17 protein-coding genes are annotated in these 18,805 nt (G+C 56.5%); 15 read left to right on the top strand and 2 right to left on the bottom strand.

Features of this window, described 5'->3' with window-relative positions; translation table 11 throughout:
- The first annotated feature begins 35 nt into the window (after positions 1-35).
- From BLU05_RS03675 to lpxC, 5 genes are all read left to right on the top strand, one after another.
- Positions 36-929, top strand: a complete 894-nt coding sequence (locus BLU05_RS03675; protein WP_244518140.1) for a cell division protein FtsQ/DivIB — start codon at positions 36-38, stop codon at positions 927-929.
- A complete protein-coding gene (gene ftsA / locus BLU05_RS03670; RefSeq protein WP_091877836.1) occupies positions 926-2,248 on the top strand; it encodes a cell division protein FtsA in 1,323 nt (440 codons plus the stop codon). The genes BLU05_RS03675 and ftsA overlap by 4 nt, the downstream gene beginning before the upstream one ends.
- A gap of 66 nt (positions 2,249-2,314) precedes the next feature.
- Positions 2,315-4,009 (top strand): cell division protein FtsZ, encoded by a 1,695-nt coding sequence (gene ftsZ, locus BLU05_RS03665; RefSeq protein WP_091877835.1) that lies wholly within the window; start codon positions 2,315-2,317, stop codon positions 4,007-4,009.
- A 12-nt stretch (positions 4,010-4,021) separates the two neighbouring features.
- Positions 4,022-4,582, top strand: coding sequence for a DUF2569 family protein (locus tag BLU05_RS03660; protein ID WP_139210391.1), 561 nt, complete (start codon positions 4,022-4,024; stop codon positions 4,580-4,582).
- A 158-nt stretch (positions 4,583-4,740) separates the two neighbouring features.
- Entirely contained in the window at positions 4,741-5,688 is a 948-nt protein-coding gene (gene lpxC, locus BLU05_RS03655; protein WP_091877833.1) for a UDP-3-O-acyl-N-acetylglucosamine deacetylase, read from the top strand.
- 411 nt (positions 5,689-6,099) lie between these two features.
- Here lpxC and BLU05_RS03650 read toward each other — a convergent pair whose 3' ends face one another.
- Positions 6,100-7,002 (bottom strand): LysR substrate-binding domain-containing protein, encoded by a 903-nt coding sequence (locus tag BLU05_RS03650; protein ID WP_091878482.1) that lies wholly within the window; start codon positions 7,000-7,002, stop codon positions 6,100-6,102.
- A gap of 141 nt (positions 7,003-7,143) precedes the next feature.
- Between BLU05_RS03650 and BLU05_RS03645 the strand changes: the two genes are divergently transcribed.
- The 8 genes from BLU05_RS03645 (at position 7,144) to BLU05_RS03605 (ending at position 17,208) form a co-directional block, all read left to right on the top strand.
- Positions 7,144-7,533 (top strand): tautomerase family protein, encoded by a 390-nt coding sequence (locus tag BLU05_RS03645; protein ID WP_091878481.1) that lies wholly within the window; start codon positions 7,144-7,146, stop codon positions 7,531-7,533.
- 31 nt (positions 7,534-7,564) lie between these two features.
- Positions 7,565-8,002, top strand: coding sequence for a cupin domain-containing protein (locus tag BLU05_RS03640; RefSeq protein WP_091877832.1), 438 nt, complete (start codon positions 7,565-7,567; stop codon positions 8,000-8,002).
- Positions 7,999-8,562 carry a DUF4865 family protein gene (locus BLU05_RS03635; RefSeq protein ID WP_091877831.1) on the top strand — a complete coding sequence of 188 codons (564 nt, stop codon included), beginning with the start codon at positions 7,999-8,001 and terminating at the stop codon, positions 8,560-8,562. Before BLU05_RS03640 ends, BLU05_RS03635 begins: the two co-directional genes overlap by 4 nt.
- Positions 8,563-8,787: 225 nt before the next feature.
- Positions 8,788-9,657, top strand: a complete 870-nt coding sequence (locus BLU05_RS03630) for an outer membrane protein assembly factor BamD (protein WP_091877830.1) — start codon at positions 8,788-8,790, stop codon at positions 9,655-9,657.
- Between the two features lie 22 nt (positions 9,658-9,679).
- The gene (gene recN / locus BLU05_RS03625) at positions 9,680-11,353 is read left to right on the top strand and encodes a DNA repair protein RecN (protein ID WP_091877829.1); all 1,674 of its coding nucleotides are present in this window, start codon (positions 9,680-9,682) and stop codon (positions 11,351-11,353) included.
- A gap of 460 nt (positions 11,354-11,813) precedes the next feature.
- Positions 11,814-13,958, top strand: a complete 2,145-nt coding sequence (gene ligA / locus BLU05_RS03615; RefSeq protein ID WP_091877827.1) for an NAD-dependent DNA ligase LigA — start codon at positions 11,814-11,816, stop codon at positions 13,956-13,958.
- Positions 13,955-14,659, top strand: coding sequence for a DUF2461 domain-containing protein (locus BLU05_RS03610; RefSeq protein WP_091877826.1), 705 nt, complete (start codon positions 13,955-13,957; stop codon positions 14,657-14,659). The genes ligA and BLU05_RS03610 overlap by 4 nt, the downstream gene beginning before the upstream one ends.
- 290 nt (positions 14,660-14,949) lie before the next feature.
- On the top strand, positions 14,950-17,208 hold the full coding sequence (locus BLU05_RS03605) for a TonB-dependent hemoglobin/transferrin/lactoferrin family receptor (RefSeq protein WP_175540509.1): 2,259 nt from the start codon (positions 14,950-14,952) through the stop codon (positions 17,206-17,208).
- 63 nt (positions 17,209-17,271) lie between these two features.
- On the opposite strand, the gene BLU05_RS03600 is transcribed toward BLU05_RS03605, so the two are convergent.
- The gene (locus tag BLU05_RS03600; protein WP_091877824.1) at positions 17,272-17,616 is read right to left on the bottom strand and encodes a cupin domain-containing protein; all 345 of its coding nucleotides are present in this window, start codon (positions 17,614-17,616) and stop codon (positions 17,272-17,274) included.
- 142 nt (positions 17,617-17,758) lie between these two features.
- On the opposite strand from BLU05_RS03600, the gene BLU05_RS03595 reads away from it, so the two are divergent.
- Together BLU05_RS03595 and BLU05_RS03590 are read left to right on the top strand one after the other, a co-directional pair.
- The gene (locus BLU05_RS03595) at positions 17,759-18,505 is read left to right on the top strand and encodes an AzlC family ABC transporter permease (protein WP_091877823.1); all 747 of its coding nucleotides are present in this window, start codon (positions 17,759-17,761) and stop codon (positions 18,503-18,505) included.
- A gap of 1 nt (position 18,506) precedes the next feature.
- Complete coding sequence (locus BLU05_RS03590) at positions 18,507-18,803, top strand: AzlD family protein (RefSeq protein WP_091877822.1); 297 nt, start codon at positions 18,507-18,509, stop codon at positions 18,801-18,803.
- Positions 18,804-18,805: the final 2 nt, after the last annotated feature.

Genomic DNA, 18,805 nt, shown 5'->3' with positions numbered 1-18,805 from the left:
AGGGCAAAAATATACACCCACGGGGTGTGGCGCCGGTGTCTTCGGACAGGACGGCAGCTTTTGGCCGTTTCCGCTTTGTCCTGCCGAAATTCCTGCGCAAGCCTGTGCGCGTCTTTACCCGTATGGTCGAGGGTGAAGTTCATATTCCCAATCACACCGGCACGCTCGGTGCCGTGGTGTTTCTGGCTCTGACCGGTGCTTACGGTGCCATTCTCGGCGGCCATGCGCCCGAGGTGGTCAAGGTGACGACTTCGACCTTCGGCTTTGCCATCGAAGATGTGAAGGTTGTCGGCAACAAGGAAACTTCGGAGATCGACGTGCTTGGTGCGCTTGGTCTTGATGGCGAGACGTCACTGGTTGGTCTGAGTGCGGCCGATGCGCAAAAGGCTGTTGCTACCTTGCCCTGGGTTGAATCCGTTGATGTGTTCAAGGTTTATCCGAACACCATCCAGATTTCGATCCATGAGCGCTCTGCGCTGGCCATCTGGCAGAACGGCGATGATCTGTCGGTCATCGATGCCGATGGTCGTGTGATTGTTCCTTACACGGCTGGCCGCAATGCCGGGTTGCCGCTGATTATGGGTGCTGGTGCTGACAAGCAGGCGAAAATGCTGTTCGCCCAGATTGCTGCATTCCCGCAGGTCGTTTCCGAGGTCAAGGCCTATGCCCGTGTAGCCGACCGGCGCTGGGACCTGATCCTGAAAAACGGCGTAACCGTGATGTTGCCGGAATTCCGTATTGATCAGGCGCTTGCGGATATCGTGAATATGGACCGTAAAGACGGGCTTTTGTCCCGCGCGATATCGTCGGTGGATATGCGGCTTTCGGACCGGGTTGTTGTGAAGCTGACACCAGATGCGATGGTTCAGCGCGTAGAGTTTTTGAAGGCGCGAGACAAAGCGCCTAAGCGTTCGGAGAAGCGTATATGAGTATTCTGAACGGAAAGAGCGCGTCATCTGGAGCTGCTTCCGCAAAACGGACGCGGTCTTTGACAGTTCTTGATATTGGTTCAAGCAAGGTGTGCTGCATCATCGCCCGGCTGCGTCCGCGCGAGGAAAGTTCGCATCTGCCCGGCCGTACCCATCGCATTGAAGTGCTGGGTATCGGACATCAGAAATCACGCGGTATCAAATCCGGCGTCATCGTCAATCTCGATGCGGCCGAACAGGCAATCCGTCTGGCGGTCGATGCGGCTGAACGTATGGCTGGCCTGACTGTTGATTCGATGATCGTCAATATTTCTGCCGGTCGCCTGAAGAGCGAAAGCTTTTCCGCCAGTATCAATCTGGGTGGTCATGAAGTCGACCAGTCCGACATTCGCCGAGTGCTTGCTGCGGGTGCCAAGCAGGCGCTGGCAACGGAGCGTCACCTCGTTCACTCGCTCCCTATCGGTTATGCGCTCGATGGCGAAAAAGGTATCCGCGATCCGCTTGGCATGATCGGCGATACGCTCGGTGTCGAGATGCATGTGCTGACCGCCGATGCGGCGCCGTTGCGCAATCTCGAATTGTGCGTCAACCGCTGCCACCTCTCGGTTGAAGCGATGATTGCAACGCCCTATGCCAGCGGCCTTTCGGCGCTTGTCGATGATGAGGCGGAAATGGGTGCGGCCTGCATCGATATGGGCGGCGGTACGACAACGATTTCGGTTTTCTCCGAAGGCAAGTTCATTCATGCCGATGCCATCGCGATTGGCGGCAACCACGTCACCATGGATGTGGCACGCGGTCTTTCCGCCCATATGGACGATGCGGAACGTTTGAAGGTCATGCACGGTTCGGCCCTGCCAAGTGCAGCCGATGACCGGGACCTCATCAGCGTTTCGCCGCTCGGCAATGATGGCCGGGACGTTCCCAATCAATATCCACGCGCCGTGCTTACCCGCATCATCCGGGCTCGTGTGGAAGAAACACTGGAATTGGCACGTGATCGCCTGAACCAATCCGGCTACGGCCAGATTGTCGGCAAGCGTGTTGTCCTGACAGGTGGAGCCAGCCAGTTGGCCGGCTTGCCTGAAGTGGCGCGCCGTATTCTGGCCCGCAACGTACGTATTGGCCGTCCTCTGGGTGTTACGGGGCTTCCCGAAGCAGCCAAGGGGCCAGCTTTCTCCGCAGCGGTCGGTCTGTTGATCTATCCGCAGGTGGCAGGAATTGAGGAGCGTTCTGTAAAGGCCGGTTCATCGTCGCTGATGACAGGTACGGGTGGGCGTTTTCAGCGTATCGGCCAGTGGCTGAAAGAGAGTTTTTGATCAATCCGGGGAAACCCAAAAAAGATACCGCGGCGGCGACGCGGTAAAGGAAAAAGGAACAGACAAATGAGCATCAATCTGCAAAAGCCGGACATTACCGAGCTTAAGCCCCGGATCACCGTCTTTGGTGTTGGTGGTGGCGGTGGCAACGCGGTCAATAACATGATCAATGCCGGTTTGCGCGGTGTTGAGTTTGTTGTGGCCAATACGGACGCCCAGGCACTGGCGCAGTCAAAGGCTGAACGTCTTATTCAGCTTGGCGCGGCGGTAACAGAAGGTCTTGGCGCTGGTTCGCAGCCGGAAGTTGGCCGCGCAGCCGCTGAAGAATGCATCGATGAAATCAATGATCACCTGCAGGGCACGCATATGTGCTTCGTAACGGCTGGTATGGGCGGCGGTACCGGTACTGGTGCAGCCCCTGTTGTTGCCCGCGCCGCACGCGAAAAAGGCATCCTGACTGTTGGTGTTGTCACCAAGCCTTTCCATTTCGAAGGCCAGCGCCGCATGCGCACCGCCGATATGGGCATTGAAGACCTGCAGAAGAATGTCGATACACTGATCGTCATTCCAAACCAGAACCTCTTCCGCATCGCCAATGACAAGACGACCTTTGCCGATGCCTTCGCGATGGCCGATCAGGTTCTTTACTCCGGTGTTGCCTGCATCACCGATCTGATGGTCAAGGAAGGCCTGATCAATCTCGACTTCGCCGACGTTCGTTCGGTTATGCGCGAGATGGGCAAGGCAATGATGGGCACGGGTGAAGCCTCCGGTGATGGCCGTGCAATGGCCGCTGCCGAAGCTGCAATTGCCAACCCGCTTTTGGATGAAACCTCCATGCGCGGTGCCAAGGGCCTGCTGATCTCGATCACCGGCGGCCGTGACATGACGCTGTTTGAAGTTGACGAGGCTGCAACACGTATTCGCGAAGAAGTCGATCAGGATGCCAATATCATCCTCGGCGCAACCTTCGACGAAAGCCTCGAAGGCATCATCCGCGTTTCGGTCGTGGCAACAGGTATCGACAAGCAGGTGGGAGATGCGGCGCCTGCGCCGATCGAATTTCGCCAGCCGATGAAGCCGATTGCCAAGCCGGTCCAGCAGCCAGCTGCCCGTGTTGAAACCGTTGCACCACGTCCTGTTGTGCAGCAGCCAGCCGCCCGTATCGCAGATCCGGTCGCTGACGCCATGCGCGCCGCCGAAATGGAAATGCCACAGCGCGCACCGCAGCCTGCCGAACAGGAATTCCGCCCGCAGAGCCGTATTTTCCAGGCACCTGCTCCGGAGGTGTTTGATGCGCCTGTTGCCGCTGCACCGCAGCAGCCGGTTCATCAGCCAGCACCGCAGCCACAGGCTCCTGTGCAGGCCGCACCGGCTCCACAGCCAGCACCGGCACCACGCATGCCTAATGTTGCTGACTTCCCGCCGGTTGTTCAGGCAGAACTCAATGCACGCGATCATGGCCGTGATCAGGCATCCTATGACAGCCACGAAGACCGTGGCCCGATGGGTCTCCTGAAGCGTCTGACCGCTGGCCTGACCCGCCGTGAAGACGATACGGCACGGCTTGAGCCAGCGCAGCCACGCGAACCAGCCATGCGCCCGGCAGAGCCACGCCGCCCGCTGTCGCAGGATGCATCGATCTATGCACCGCGCCGCGGACAGCTTGACGAACAGGGCCGTGTTCAGCCGCAGTCCCGCCAGTCGTCGGAAGATGATCAGCTTGAAATCCCGGCATTCCTGCGCCGTCAGGCTAATTGATCCGATCACGGATTGTTCGGAGCCGAAAAACCCGCCATTGTATCAATGGCGGGTTTTTCTTTTTATTGTGCTGGGGGCATTGAAGTGACGGAGGAATCTTCGGTTGATAAAGGTCCCAAGGGCTTTGGCGGCTGGCTCAATGTCGCTGTGATTGTTATTTGTCTGGCCATCGTTTTGACCTGCATAAATATCTGCTACGACGCGTTTGAATTAACGGCAGAAGAATGGAAGCCAGTTCGTACAGCCTATCCTGGTGTTGCCATATCCGCAGCAATATCCCTGTTTTTGGGAGTCACTAGCGTTTCCCTTGGTGTCTTTACTTTGAATCTGATCTTTTCTGAAAATTTCAGAGCTCCAGATTGGGCGATCAATTTCATTGTCTTAACGAGCCTTGCCAGTACGTTTGACAATGTGTCGCTGTATTATTTTTCCAAGGTGTTCAGTGATTTTTCACTGACAGCAAGAGTGCCTGACGATATGTCCCGTGCCTATGTTGGCTGTGTGCTCTGGATCATCTACTTCGCGCGTTCCGAGCGGGTCAAAAATACCTTTACGAAAGGAACCAAGACATAAAGCGGCTGCGTTCATGGCAGGCAGTGCGTGAGCTTGATTTTGCGTTTCGCTTTGCCATATGTAGCTTAAAGCGCAGAAAATTCAGTATGACGGCGCTTCGGAATCACGGGCAGCCGAGCACGATAGTCATATGGCGCTATTGATGTTGCCACACAGGCATGGGGTTTTTGTTGCAAAGTTTTCAGACAACAATAGCGAAGAGCGTCTCGCTTTCCGGGATTGGTGTGCACAGTGGCACGCCCGTGAACATGACATTTCTGCCGTCGGACCCCAATACCGGCATTGTCTTTCACCGGCTCGATTCGGCGGGCGCCAGCCATGAGATCAAAGCCTTGATCTCGGAAGTCGGCACAACGGATCTGAGCACCACCCTTACCAATCGGAATGGCGTCAGTGTCAGCACCGTCGAACATGTCATGGCCGCCATATCGGGGGCAGGGATCGACAATCTGACTATCAGGATTGACGGACCGGAAGTGCCCATCGTTGATGGAACATCAGCGGCTTTCCTTGCAGCCTTTGATCAGGCCGGGCTTGTGGCTCAAATGGCCAAGCGCCGGTATATCCGCGTGCTCAAGCCATCGCGCATTGAGGCTGGAGCGTCGTGGGCAGAGTTTCGCCCGTATGATGGTACGCGCTATGAGGTGGAGATCGATTTCGAGACCCCCGTCATCGGCAGGCAGGCCTTCACCGGCGATATGAGCGAAGCGGTTTTCCGCGACGAGATATCCCGCGCCCGCACTTTCGGGTTCATGCGCGATGTGGAAAAGCTCTGGGCGGCAGGACTGGCGCTGGCATCATCGCTCGATAACTCGCTCGTTATCGGTGACGACCACAATATCATCAATCCCGGTGGCCTGCGCTTCAAGGATGAATTCGTGCGGCACAAGACGCTGGATGCGGTGGGCGATCTTGCGCTGGCCGGTAGCCCGTTTATCGGCTGCTTCCGGTCCTATCGTGGCGGGCACCGATTGAACGCCATGGCACTGCGCGCGCTATTGTCTGATCCATCGGGGTTTGAGATTGTCGAGATGCCTGATCAAGCCGGTCAAGCTGCATCATTGGGCGCGGTCAATGCAGCGGTGTTTGCGCCCCGGGTGATTTAGACATGCTGAATATTCTAAAACATCTCTCCGTCATCCAAAAACGCTCAACCCTCCGTCATCCTCGGGCTTGACCCGAGGACCCAATCTCGCATCGCGTGAGATAGTACAATTCCACATCGAAGTCGGGATTTACCCAATGCATTTCACAAATGCGGATATACCCGTTCCGCGAGGGGGTCCTCGGGTCAAGCCCGAGGATGACGGAGAGAGGTAGAAGGTGACGGAGAGGGGTAGAAGGCGACGGTGCTGTCGGGAGTGCGTGGTTCGACAGGCTCACCACGAGGCCCTTCGACAAGCTCAGGGTGAGGGGGCTTTATTCTGCAACGTTGACGATTATCGTTGCATCCGCACTCTCCCTCATGGTGAGCCTGTCGAACCACGAACCACGAACCACACACAATCGTCATGCAACTAAGCAGCCTCCGCCCGGACAGGCATGAAATCCTGCAATGCTTGCAAAATGATCGAGGCCAATCGCGCGGTAACAGCTGCGGGTTCCGAGTCGGCACGCAGCAGGTCCAGTCCAATTTTTGGCAAAACGGGCAGCCCGTTTTCCTCCGGTGAAATCAACTGGACAGATTTGGGCAAGCCAATCGGTGTGCGGATGGTCAGGCCCAGCCCCGCTGCCGTTGCCGCCCATAAGCCGCCAAGGCTCGGGCTGATAAACGCCAGCCGCCAGGCAATGCCGGCGCGGTCAAGCGCGTTGATGGCTGCCGTGCGCAAGAGGCAGGGCGCTTCCAGCGCGGCCAGCGGCAGGGGGTCGCCATCGGATTTTTGCCAGACCATATTGGGATTGACCGAACCCACCCAGCACATGGGCACATCCATGATGCGTTGACCGTAGGGGAGTGGTGCGCCGATATTCCATGCCAATGCGAGATCAAGACGGCCTGAGGTGACGCGATCAACCAGCTCGGCATTGCGGGCAACACGCGCTTCGATGCGCACTTTCGGATGCGCCCGGGCAAACTGCCCGAGAATATTGGGGAGCAGGGTTTCGCCGAAATCCTCCTGCAGACCGAGCCGTACCCAGCCTTCCAGTTCAATGCCATGGATGGCGCTCGCCGCCTCGTCATTCAGGTCAAGCAACCGTCTGGCATAGGCAAGCATGGTCTCGCCCGCATCGGTGAGCGCCAGCCCGCGCCCGGCTTTCTGGAAGATGGGCGTACCCGCCTGCTGCTCCAGCTTTTTCAGCTGCGCGCTGACAGCTGAGGTGGAACGGCCGAGCCTGTCCGCCGCCTTGGCAAAATTGCCAAGATCAACGCCCGTGGCGAAGGTTCGCAGAACATCGAGATCAAATGTGGTTTGACGCATCGCCATTAATCCACTTTTTCAGGATCATTGATCCAGTTATTTCTGATTATCAGGATGATTGTGGCGTGCTAAAACCATTTGGTCAAGTTCAATAGCGCCCGCCACCAGAAACCGGAGCGCCAGATCAAAGAGGATAGGTCCATGCCATTCGCCCGTATTTCCCTGCGTGAGGGTAAGTCTGATGACTATCTGAAGGCCGTGTCTGACAGCCTGTATCAGGCCATGATCGAGACCTTCAATGTCCCTGTTAATGACCTATTCCAGGTTATCCATCAGCACCGCCCGAACGAGTTCATTTTTGACCGCAACTATCTTGGTGGTCCGCGTTCCGATGATTTCATCATTTTCGCCATTGCGATCGGCAAGCCGCGCGATACGGCAACGAAAAAGGCATTTTACGAGCGGCTGGTTGAGCGGCTTGCGGCTGCCCCCGGTGTGCGACCCGAAGACGTCATGATCATTATCAGCACCTCCAGCCGGGATGAATGGTCCTTCGCCAATGGCGGTATGCAGATGTTCGAGGTTGCCTGATCAAGCTTCTTTCAAAACAGGTGATAGTCCCATGAATGACCGTGTACTAACCAAACCAAAGACCTGCCCCGGCCAAATGACGGTGCGCCGGGCAGGAACAGCAATCGCGCGTTCTCCTGATGGTATTTCCTCCGCGCCGTTCTGGGCGGAAATGCTGCTCGAAAGCGAACAGGAGGGCGAGAACACCGTCATGCGTGCAACGGTTGATCCTGATGTCATCACGCATTGGCATACCCATCCACGCGGGCAATTTCTCTACGTGCTGTCGGGTGTTGGTCTCGCCCAGCGCGATGGTGGCCCGGTTGAGGAACTGCGGGCAGGGGATTGCGTCTGGTTCGCCCCGAATGAACGCCATTGGCATGGCGCCAGCGATAGGAGCGCATTCTCCTATGTCAGCATCCAGGCTGTGCATGAGGGCAAGTCGGTACACTGGCTTGAACCTGTCGACCGGAAAGGCATCGAACCATGATCGCCATGCAGTATAGTTTTACCCTGCCTGCCGATTACGACATGGGGATCATTGACCGCCGTATTGCGGAGAAGGGGCATTTGCTCGACAATTTCCCGCATCTTCGCTTCAAGGCCTATCTGTCGGCACGTCGTACCGATGAAACCCGTAGCCGTGACAATCTCTATGCACCATTTTATCTCTGGGACGACGTGCAGGGCCTGAACAATTTTCTCGGCGGGGATGGGTTTGTTGCTGTGTCACACTCGTTTGGACGGCCACAGGTGAAATCTTGGTTCGTCTGGCAGGCGCGTATAGCACCAGATGTTGCACAGGCGGTATTTGCAACGCGGGAGATTTTGCCTGTTGATGTCAATATATCCGTCGGCGACCGTCGGCGTCTGGAGAGCGAAAAGGCCATTGAAGACATCGAACAATCGGGCGTTGTCGCCTCTGTCACCGGCTTTGAGCCCACCACATGGACAGTTGTGCGATTCCGTCTGTGGAGCGCTGAAGGGCCGGGTCCGGTCAATGACGCCACCCAGATTTACAAGGTCGGCCATCTTTCGCTGCCAAAATAAAGGAATATTGCCTTTTCACAGCTCATTTCTGTCTCTGCCACAAATTTGGACGATTAGATGGCAATAAGATTGCTGATTCTGTCGGCTTGTGGTTTAAGAACGCCCAACTGACGGTTAGTTTGACTGTATCTAGAGCATGATGCGCAAACGTGATATCGAATTTGCGCAGAATGCTCTAATTTCTTGAATGGGGCCTAAGACAGAATGGCGAGTTGCAGAATGTCGATGAGTGCAGGGTTTGGCAGCAAGGCCCGTTTGGCCCTTCTTCTGGCGTCCGTTGCTGGTATTACCGCTATTTCAGGTTGTGCTTCGAAAGATGATGACCTCGATCTGTCTGCTTATGTCGACACAATCGAGCCCGCCGATGTGCTTTACAATCAGGCCCTTGCCAATCTAAACGCAGGCCGTCTTGACGAGGCCGCCAAGAAGTTCGATGCGGTTGACCGCCAGCACCCCTATTCTGAATTTGCCCGCAAGGCGCTCGTGATGGGCGCTTTTGCGAATTATCGCTCCGGCAAATATGATGATGCGCTTGCCATGACGAAGCGTTACATCGCGCTTTATCCGACGCAGCCGGAAGCTGCCTACGCCTATTACATCACCGGCCTTTGCTACTACCGGCAGATCCCCGATGTGACGCGCGAACAGAGCATGACACGCCGCTCCATCGCTGCATTCAATGAAGTCATCGAACGCTTCCCGCAGTCGGAATATATTGATGACTCCAGGGAAAAGATGCGCTTTGGCCGCGACCAGCTCGCCGGTAAGGAAATGCAGGTCGGGCGTTACTATCTGGAGCGCAAGGACTATCTTGCTTCAATCAAGCGCTTCCGCGGCGTTGTTGAACAATATTCCAATACCCGCCACATCGAAGAAGCGCTGGCACGTCTGACAGAAGCCTATTATGCGCTTGGTCTGACCAGTGAAGCCCAGACAGCCGCTGCGGTGCTTGGACAGAATTATCCTGATAGCCAGTGGTACAAGGACAGCTACAAGCTGCTGCAATCAGGTGGTCTGGAGCCTCGCCAGAATGCCGGTTCATGGTTGTCACAGGCTGCCCAATCGATTGTTGGCGGCAAAAAAGATGGCGCATAACAGACTTTAACCTGAGCTACTCATGCTTTCGCACCTGTCGATCCGCGATATTGTTCTGATTGAACGGCTCGACATTGAGTTTCGCGATGGCTTGTCGGTACTCACGGGTGAGACCGGCGCCGGTAAATCCATTCTGCTTGATGCCTTGTCGCTTGCCCTTGGGGCACGCGGCGATGCCTCGCTTGTGCGTCATGGCGCAGAGCAGGGGCAGGTGACTGCCGTGTTCGACGTGGCAGGCGCTCATCCCGCGCGGGCGCTTCTGCGCGACAATGATATCAGCGATGATGGCGACATTATTCTGCGCCGGGTGCAGACATCGGATGGACGCAGCCGGGTTTTCATCAATGATCAGGCCGCGAGCGTCACGCTGCTGCGGGAACTCGGTCGTCGGCTGGTGGAAATTCATGGCCAGCATGATGATCGTGCGCTGATCGATATTGATATTCACCGCACCTTGCTTGATGCCTTTGGCGCGCTGGAAACCAAGGCATCGACAGTGCGCGCCCTGCACAAGACGTGGCGTGATGCCGAAAACACACTGGTCCGGCATCGCGCCAAGGTGGAAGCGGCAACGCGCGAGGCGGATTATCTGCGCGCTTCGGTCGATGAATTGTCCAAGCTTGATCCGGAACCGCTGGAAGAAGAGGCGCTGGCAACCAGACGCACCGAGATGATGCGGTCTGAAAAGATCGCCGGTGATGTAAACGACGCCAATGAAGTGCTGTCTGGCTCCGGTTCTCCGGTGCCATCGCTGGCCAGCCTTGTGCGGCGACTTGAGCGCAAGGTGCCTGAAGCGCCGCAATTGCTGGAACCGGTGGTCAAGGCAATCGATGAAGCACTCAACGCTCTGGCAGAAGCGCAGAACGGGATCGAACAGGCCATTCGCGCCATTGATTTCGATCCGCGTATTCTGGAACAAACGGAAGAGCGGCTGTTTGCCCTGCGTGGTGCGGCGCGTAAATATTCGGTTCCGGTCGATGATCTCGCCAGCCTGCGTGACAAGATGGATGCGGATCTCGCCGATATTGATGCGGGCGCCGAACGGCTTGCCGCACTCGAAAAAGAGGCTGTCGCCGCGCGTCTTGCCTATGATGAAGCCGCTTTGAGCCTGTCCGGGGAAAGGCACGAAACTGCCGACCACCTCAAGGTTGCTGTGATGGCGGAACTGCCCGCTTTGAAGCTGGAGCGGGCGGAATTCATTGTTGAAATGTCCGCTAATCCCGAGAACCGCCTGCCCGAGGGCATTGATACGGTTGAATATTGGGTGCGCACCAATCCCGGCACCCGTGCCGGACCCATGATGAAGGTTGCCTCAGGCGGCGAACTCTCGCGCTTTCTGCTGGCGCTGAAAGTGGCATTGGCCGACCGTGGTTCCGCGCCGACACTGGTCTTTGATGAAATCGATACGGGCGTTGGCGGCGCGGTGGCCGATGCCATCGGCCAGCGCCTGCGCCGTCTGTCCGACCGGGTGCAGGTGCTTTCCGTCACCCATGCGCCGCAGGTTGCCGCGCGCGCCCAGACACATTTTCTCATCGCCAAATCCGCCGCGGGCAATGACCGGGTGGCAACATCGATCCATGCGATGGAAACCGGTGATCGTCAGGAAGAAATCGCCCGGATGCTGGCCGGTGCCAGCGTGACGGATGAAGCGCGCGCTGCCGCCGTGCGTTTGCTGCGGGAAAACAGCGCTGCTTGAGTTGTGTGTGGGTTGTGGTTCGTGGTTCGACAAGCTCACCATGAGGCCCTTTGACAGGCTCAGGATGAGGGGAGCTTCATTCTGCACTCTTTGCGATTAGCGTTGCATCCACCCATCTCCCTCATGGTGAGCTTGTCGAACCACGAACCACCAGTATTCACCCCCCTCTGCCCTGTCGGACATCTCCCCCACAAGGGGGGAGATCAGCCTTCAATAGCATCTTGCACAATCTGAAACATTTCCGGTTGTGCAAAGGCGTTTATGCCAATGTGATCTCCCCCCTTGTGGGGGAGATGTCCGACAGGACAGAGGGGGGTGAAATCACATCGCCCTGCGGTCATTATCGTTCAACTGTCAGCATCTGATCACAACCCGCATCCTCAACGGATATTGCCGATGCTTTTCCGCCCTTCTTCAGTTAATCTCGCGCCGAATCCGTATTTTCAGCGTCGGACAGGTCATGGCAGATATTTCCGTAGAAGAATTGAGCGAAGCAGAAGCGGCAGAGGAGCTTGGCCGTCTGGCGGCAGAAATTGCCCAGCATGATTACCGCTATAATACGGAAGACGCCCCGACGATTTCGGATGGCGCGTATGATGCCCTGCGGCGCAGAAACCTTGCCATTGAGCAACGTTTTCCGCACCTGAAGCGTGAGGATTCGCCTTCCAACAAGGTGGGTGCGACCGTTTCGGAGAAATTCGGCAAGGTCACCCATTCCATCCCGATGCTGTCGCTGGACAATGCCTTTTCCGATCAGGACGTGCAGGATTTTGTTGATCGCATCAGGCGGTTCCTGAAATTGGGTGCCAGCGCGCCGGTTGCAATCACTGCGGAGCCAAAGATTGACGGGCTGTCGCTGTCGCTGCGCTATGAGCTGGGCCGGCTGGTCACGGCGGCAACCCGCGGCGATGGCACGACGGGCGAAAACGTCACGCTCAATGCGCGCACCGTAGCCAGCATTCCGAACGTGCTTGGCGGCCATCCGCCTGAAGTGCTTGAGGTGCGCGGCGAGGTCTATATGAGCCATGCGGATTTTGCTGCGATGAACGAGCGTCAGATACAGGATGGCAAGCCGGTTTTTGCCAATCCGCGCAATGCGGCGGCGGGTTCCCTGCGCCAGCTTGATGCGACGATTACCGCCTCGCGGCCCCTGCAGTTTTTCGCCTATGCCTGGGGCGAGGTCAGCGAGATGCCTGCCTCAACCCAGATGGGCATGGTCGAGGCGTTCAAGTCCTACGGGTTCCGCGTCAACCCGCTGATGCAGAAGTTCGACACGGTTGAAGGGCTGGTGACACACTATCACCAGATTGAGGAACAGCGCGCGACGCTGGGCTACGATATTGACGGTGTTGTCTACAAGGTCGACGATCTCGCTTTGCAGCAACGGCTAGGCTTTGTCTCCCGCAGTCCGCGCTGGGCTATCGCGCATAAGTTCCCGGCGGAACGGGCCATCACCATTTTGCGCGGCATCGATATTCAGGTTGGCCGCACCGGCGCGTTGACGCCCGTGGCGCGGCTGGAGCCGGTGACGGTGGGCGGCGTTGTCGTCACCAACGTGACCCTGCACAATGAGGATTATATCAAAGGGATCGGCCAGAATGGCCAGCCGATCCGCGAGGGCCGTGACCTCAGGGTTGGCGATACGGTTGTCGTGCAGCGGGCGGGTGATGTCATCCCGCAGATTGTGGATATTGTCGCGGATAAGCCGCGCGGTCCGTCGCCCTATGTGTTCCCCGATACATGCCCGGCCTGCGGCTCGCATGCGGTGCGTGAAGAGGGGGAAGCCGTCAGGCGCTGCACAGGCGGTCTTATCTGCCCGGCGCAGGCGGTGGAACGTATCCGGCATTTTGTATCGCGCAATGCCTTCGACATTGAAGGTCTTGGCGAAAAGCAGGTCGAGTTCTTCTTCAAATCCGATGATCCGGCGCTGCATATCGGCACGCCTGCGGATATCTTCACCTTGAGGAAAAGGCAGGAAGCGTCGCTGACCAAGCTTGAGAATATTGACGGCTTCGGTGCTGTGTCGGTCAAGAAACTCTATGATGCGATTGATGACCGGCGGCAGGTAACGCTCAGCCGGTTCGTGTACGCGCTTGGCATTCGCCATGTGGGCGAGGTCAATGCCAAGCGTCTGGCCAAGGCCTATCGTTCCTATGATGCGCTTGCGGCGGTGGCGCAGGCTGCAACCCTGCCGGTGGATAAATCCGACAAGGGCAATGATGCTTGGCGCGAACTCAACGACGTTGAAGGCATTGGCAGTATTGTGGCGGAAGCGCTGGTTGATTTCTATGCGGAAGAGCATAACCGCACGGCGCTTTCTGCTTTGCTGGCGGAGGTGACACCGCTTGACGAGGAAGTGCGCACTGTCGGCAACTCGCCGGTTGCGGGCAAGACGATTGTCTTCACCGGTTCGCTGGAACGCATGTCGCGCGACGAGGCAAAAGCCATGGCCGAACGCTATGGCGCCAAGACAGCCGGTTCCGTGTCGAAAAAGACTGATCTTGTCGTGGCGGGACCGGGCGCCGGTTCGAAGCTGACACAGGCGCAGTCACTGGGCATTGAAGTCATTGACGAAGATAGCTGGTTCACACTGGTGGGCGCATGAGCGAGACGGTTTTCAAAGGCTTTGGCGACAAGGCGCTGCCTTTTCTCAAAGCGCTGGATTTTCACCAGAACCGGGAATGGTTTCTGGAGAACAAGGACCTGTTCGAAGCGCATCTGCTGGAACCGCTGGGCGATCTGATCGATGATCTGATCATCAGGTTTGAAAAAGCCGGGTTGCCGTTCAAAGGCGACCGCAAGAAATCGCAGTTCCGCATCAAGCGCGATACGCGCTTTGCCAAGGACAAAAGCCCTTACAACAGGCACCTTTCGGCATTGCTTTCGCCTGATGGGAGCAAATGGCCCGAATCAGGCTGTTTCTACGTCTGCATTGGCCTTGAGGATTACAAAGGCTGCTATGCTGCGGTGGCGTGGTGGCAGCAAAAGCCGGAACTTCTGCTTGCCATGCGCAAGGCCATTGTTGAAAAGCCGGAGAATTACCGCGCCATGGTTGCCGCGCTGAAGAAGGGCGGCCTGACCCTCAGCGATTACGACCGGTTGAAGCGCACGCCGCGCGGCTTTGAAACGGTCGTGGATGCCGATCTCATCGAAGCCTTGCGCAACCGGCATTTTGCCGTGCGTTACCCGATCGATCCTGATGGCATTACATCACCTGCACTTGCCGATGAACTGCTGGCGTTTGCGACGAAGGCCAAGCCGCTCATCGATTGGGGCAGGAAGATCGAAGGTACACTCGTTTCCTGATGATTTTTATAAAGGGGTAACAGATCCCGGTTTGATCCAAAACACCAAGGACTTGGGTGAATAAGGCGAAATTGTGTTGTCGTGGCAACACCCGTTCAGGCAATAAATTATCGGCGGATTATTCAGCTTATTAATGTTGACTTTTATGGTCATGTTTTTGTACTGAACAAATGTACAGCGTGAATACACGCAGATAAATTCAGCTCAGCAAGCCATAAACACGGCGCGGTTATTGCGCTCAACGTTAAGCCAGCCAAGCACTCTCTCTCGGGGATTTGTTGGATATGGCTATGACACGGAATCTGCTTGCGCGCCTGATGTGCGGTAGCGCCGGTACTTTGTTGATTGTGGGGATAGGTACGGGCGCAGCACTCGCGCAAACTGTGCCGCAAACGGGCGAGGCGATCGAGCTTGCGCCGATTGTTCTGAAAAGAAATCAGAGTGGTACAGAAGCAACGCCGCTGACGACGACCACGGATCGGGAAACGATCCAGAAACGCATGGTCGATAATTTCCAGGATCTGGGCCGCCGCGTCGATGCGGGCGTGAATTTCAACTCCGCCTCGAAAAGCATCAACCTGCGCGGTTTGGATCAGGATCGTGTCCTGACTGTCATTGATGGTATTCGTGTGCCATGGCTGGCCGATCCGCGTGATATGCAGGGCGGGCTTGATGGTTTTGACTTCGACAGCTTTGCGAAGATCGACATCACCAAGGGTGCCGATTCAAGCCGTTACGGTTCTGGTGCGCTGGGCGGTGTTATTCAATTGCGAACGCTTGATCCATCGGATGTGATCGAGGAAGGCCGCAATTGGGGTGCCGTGACCAAGGGCGCCTATGACTCCAGTGACAAGAGCTGGCGCACGAACGCTACGGTTGCCGCACGTGCTGGCAATACGGAGTTTCTCGTTCAGGGTGGCTATCGTCAGGGGCATGAGAAGGATATTCCCGGCGACATCGGTGGTTATGGCGCAGGGCGAACAGAACAGAATCCGCTCGACTATGATCAGGGCAATGTGCTCGTAAAGCTCTACCAGAACGTCGAAGGCGGGCACCGCTTCGGTCTGACCGGTGAAATTTTCAAACGTGATTCCGACTTTGACAATCTGATTGGCACGTCATCGTCCTATGTGCGGGACAGTTTTAAATCTGGCGAGAATTATGATCGCAAGCGTATTTCCGGCAGTTACGATTATATCGCCCCCGAAAAGGGTGGCTGGCTTGATGAGGCGCATGCCACTGTTTATTGGACCCAGCAGACCCTCAATACGACGACTGATGCTGTCCGCTTGCGCGATCCCCGTGCGGCGGCCATCCCCGGTGATCCGTTCCGTTATGGCTTTCCATCAGGTGTCTACAAACGCGACAACGAGCTGAACCTCGATGCTTACGGTTTTACCGGCTATCTGATCAAGGAAGCCGAGATCGGCGATATCAAACACAAGTTCCGTATCGGCGGTGAAATCTATCGGCAGGATTGGCACCAGTATGCGGCTGGCGTTGATAACTGCCCGAATGTTGATTGGACCAAGATACGCCAACCGATGGGGCCGCAGACGTGCCGGATGCTGCATGCCAACAGTTCGGATATGCCCGACGTTCAATCAACAGGAGTTGGTATCTATGCGGAAGACGATATTGAGCTTTTCAACGGACGTCTGACCTTGACACCCGGGGGCCGTTTCGATTGGTACGAGCATAGTCCGCAATCAACCGCAGCCTACGCGAATGGACCAAATTTCAATGGCACTTTGCCGGGTTCCAGCAGTGAATCACGTTTCACGCCGAAGTTGCGGGCAACATATCACGCGACGAATGATCTGGATTTCTATGCGCAATGGGCGCAGGGCTTCCGTGCACCATCGGCTCTTGAATTGTTTCAGAATTATGGTGCGCCCGGTTCTTATGCCCGCGTCGGCAACGCAGACCTGAAGTCCGAAACCAGCAATGGTTTCGAGATTGGCACCAAATATGAGAGCGATAAATATGCGCTGTCGGCCAGTGTCTTCAATAATTACTATCGCAACTTCATCGACACGATAACAATTGCGCCTCCGGGCGGTGACTACCCCGTTGGTGGCATTACCGGTTATGCCAACCTCAGCCGTGTTCATATTTACGGTGCCGAACTCAACGGTCGCATCAACTTTGCCGATCATTGGGTCACTTGGGCATCCGTTGCCTTTTCGCAGGGCAAGAACACGGAAACGGACCAGTATCTGAACTCGATCCCGCCAATTCGCGCGATTGTCGGCCTTGGCTATAATGCCGATAGCTGGGGTGCCGACGTCTCCCTGACCATGGCCGCTGCCCGCGACAAGGTTAGTACGGGTGGTTTCGTTGCTCCGGGCTACGGCATCGTCGACACGACAGCCTATTGGGAACCGAAATTTGCCAAGGGCATGAAGATTCAGGCCGGTGTCTTCAATGTGTTCGACAAGAAATACTGGAATGCCACTGATGTTCCTAACAGCATCAACCTCGCCACCAGCGATCGTTATTCCGAAGTTGGTCGCAGTTTCCGCGTTTCCCTGACCCAGAAATTTTAGCCGAATTTCTGCTGGTCTACTGCCACCGGGTGCCGACCTCGCCCGGTGGCTTTTTCTTGTCGTCTATTCAAGCCATTGGGTGATGAACACCTCATTGGCGTGGATATCGATGGTCTCCAGCAGATCGGGACCGAGATTTTTGAACTTGTGCGGCGTGTTTGCCGGGGCGATGACGACCTGTCCTGCATGGGCATCGATCACCTGATCGCCCACGGTGAAGCGGGCATTGCCGCTGCGGATGATGAAAGTTTCCGCATAGGGGTGGGTATGCAGGTTGGGTCCACTGCCGATCTTGTGTGTGCTGTAGAAAATCACCGAAACATTGGTGCCATAGGGTTTTCCTGTAAATTCGCCCTTCCACAATTCAGGGTGTTCAGCCCAGTCTTCGCGGTTGATAATATGTGCCATGCGTCTCCTCCCGGTACGACCTTGAAGGGAACCTACGCTTGGCACTGTGCTCCTGACAAGCACCTGACATTGCAGCAACATTGATGATAGCGATCAAGAATTCTCACGTGACAGGCTGCCAAACCTGCCGTAGACCACCCGCATGAGCGAACAAATATATCAAGATGACACCGCCACTGCGCGGCAATCAGGCTTTGGCCTGGAATTCTGGCAAGGTTTTCGGCGCGGCATTCCTGTGATGATTGCTTCGGCACCCTTTGGCCTGTTGTTTGGTGCCCTTGCCATCGACAATGGTTTTACCGTGTTTGAAGCGGTGCTGATGAGCGCGGCGATTTTTGGCGGTGCAAGCCAGATGGTTGGCATCGAACTTTTCGGCCACAATATTCCGGCGTGGCTGATCGTCTTTTCCATTTTTGCGGTCAATTTCCGCCATGTGCTTTATTCGGCAGCCGTGGGTCGCCGCATCGGCCATTTCACCATTGTTCAAAGCTTTCTGAGTTACTTCCTGCTTACCGATCCGCAATATGCCGAGACGGAAAAGCGGGCGGAATCAGGTGTTCGTGTCACCTTTGCATGGTATCTCGGTGTTGCCACCCCGATCTATGTGATGTGGGTGGTTGAAGCCTGGATTGGCGGACTTTTCGGCAATCTGATCAAGGATCCGCATGCGCTCGGCATCGATATGCTGCTGCCGATCTATTTCCTTGGACTGGTCATGGGTTTCCGCAAGCGCTCCAACTGGGCGCCTATCGTGATTGCCAGCGGTATCGCGTCGATTGTTGCGGCCAAGACCATCGGTTCGCCCTGGCATGTCAGCATCGGCGCGCTCGCCGGTATCCTGACCGCCGTGATCTTCGCTAAGCCCGGTAAAACCGAAGGGGAGAATTGAGATGTCGACGATATTCTGGATTATCCTCGCCGGTGCCGTGCTGACGTTCCTTACCCGTATCGGCGGTCATCTGGTGTTGTCGCGCTTTGACCATGTGCATCCGCGGGTGGAAGTGGCGCTCAATGCCGTTCCCGCAGCGGTTTTGACAACGCTGGTGGCGCCCGCTATCGCAACGGCGGATTGGCGCGGCATTGTCGCGCTGGTTTTTGCCGGGCTGGTGTCCCTGCGTTTCAACGCACTGACAATGTTTCTCGCCGGCGCAGCGATGATTATCCTGCTGCGCCAGCTTCCGATCTGATT

The organism is Phyllobacterium sp. OV277 (genome assembly GCF_900104355.1).
Lineage (GTDB): Bacteria > Pseudomonadota > Alphaproteobacteria > Rhizobiales > Rhizobiaceae > Phyllobacterium.
This window is presented reverse-complemented; position numbering and strand designations above follow the sequence as displayed.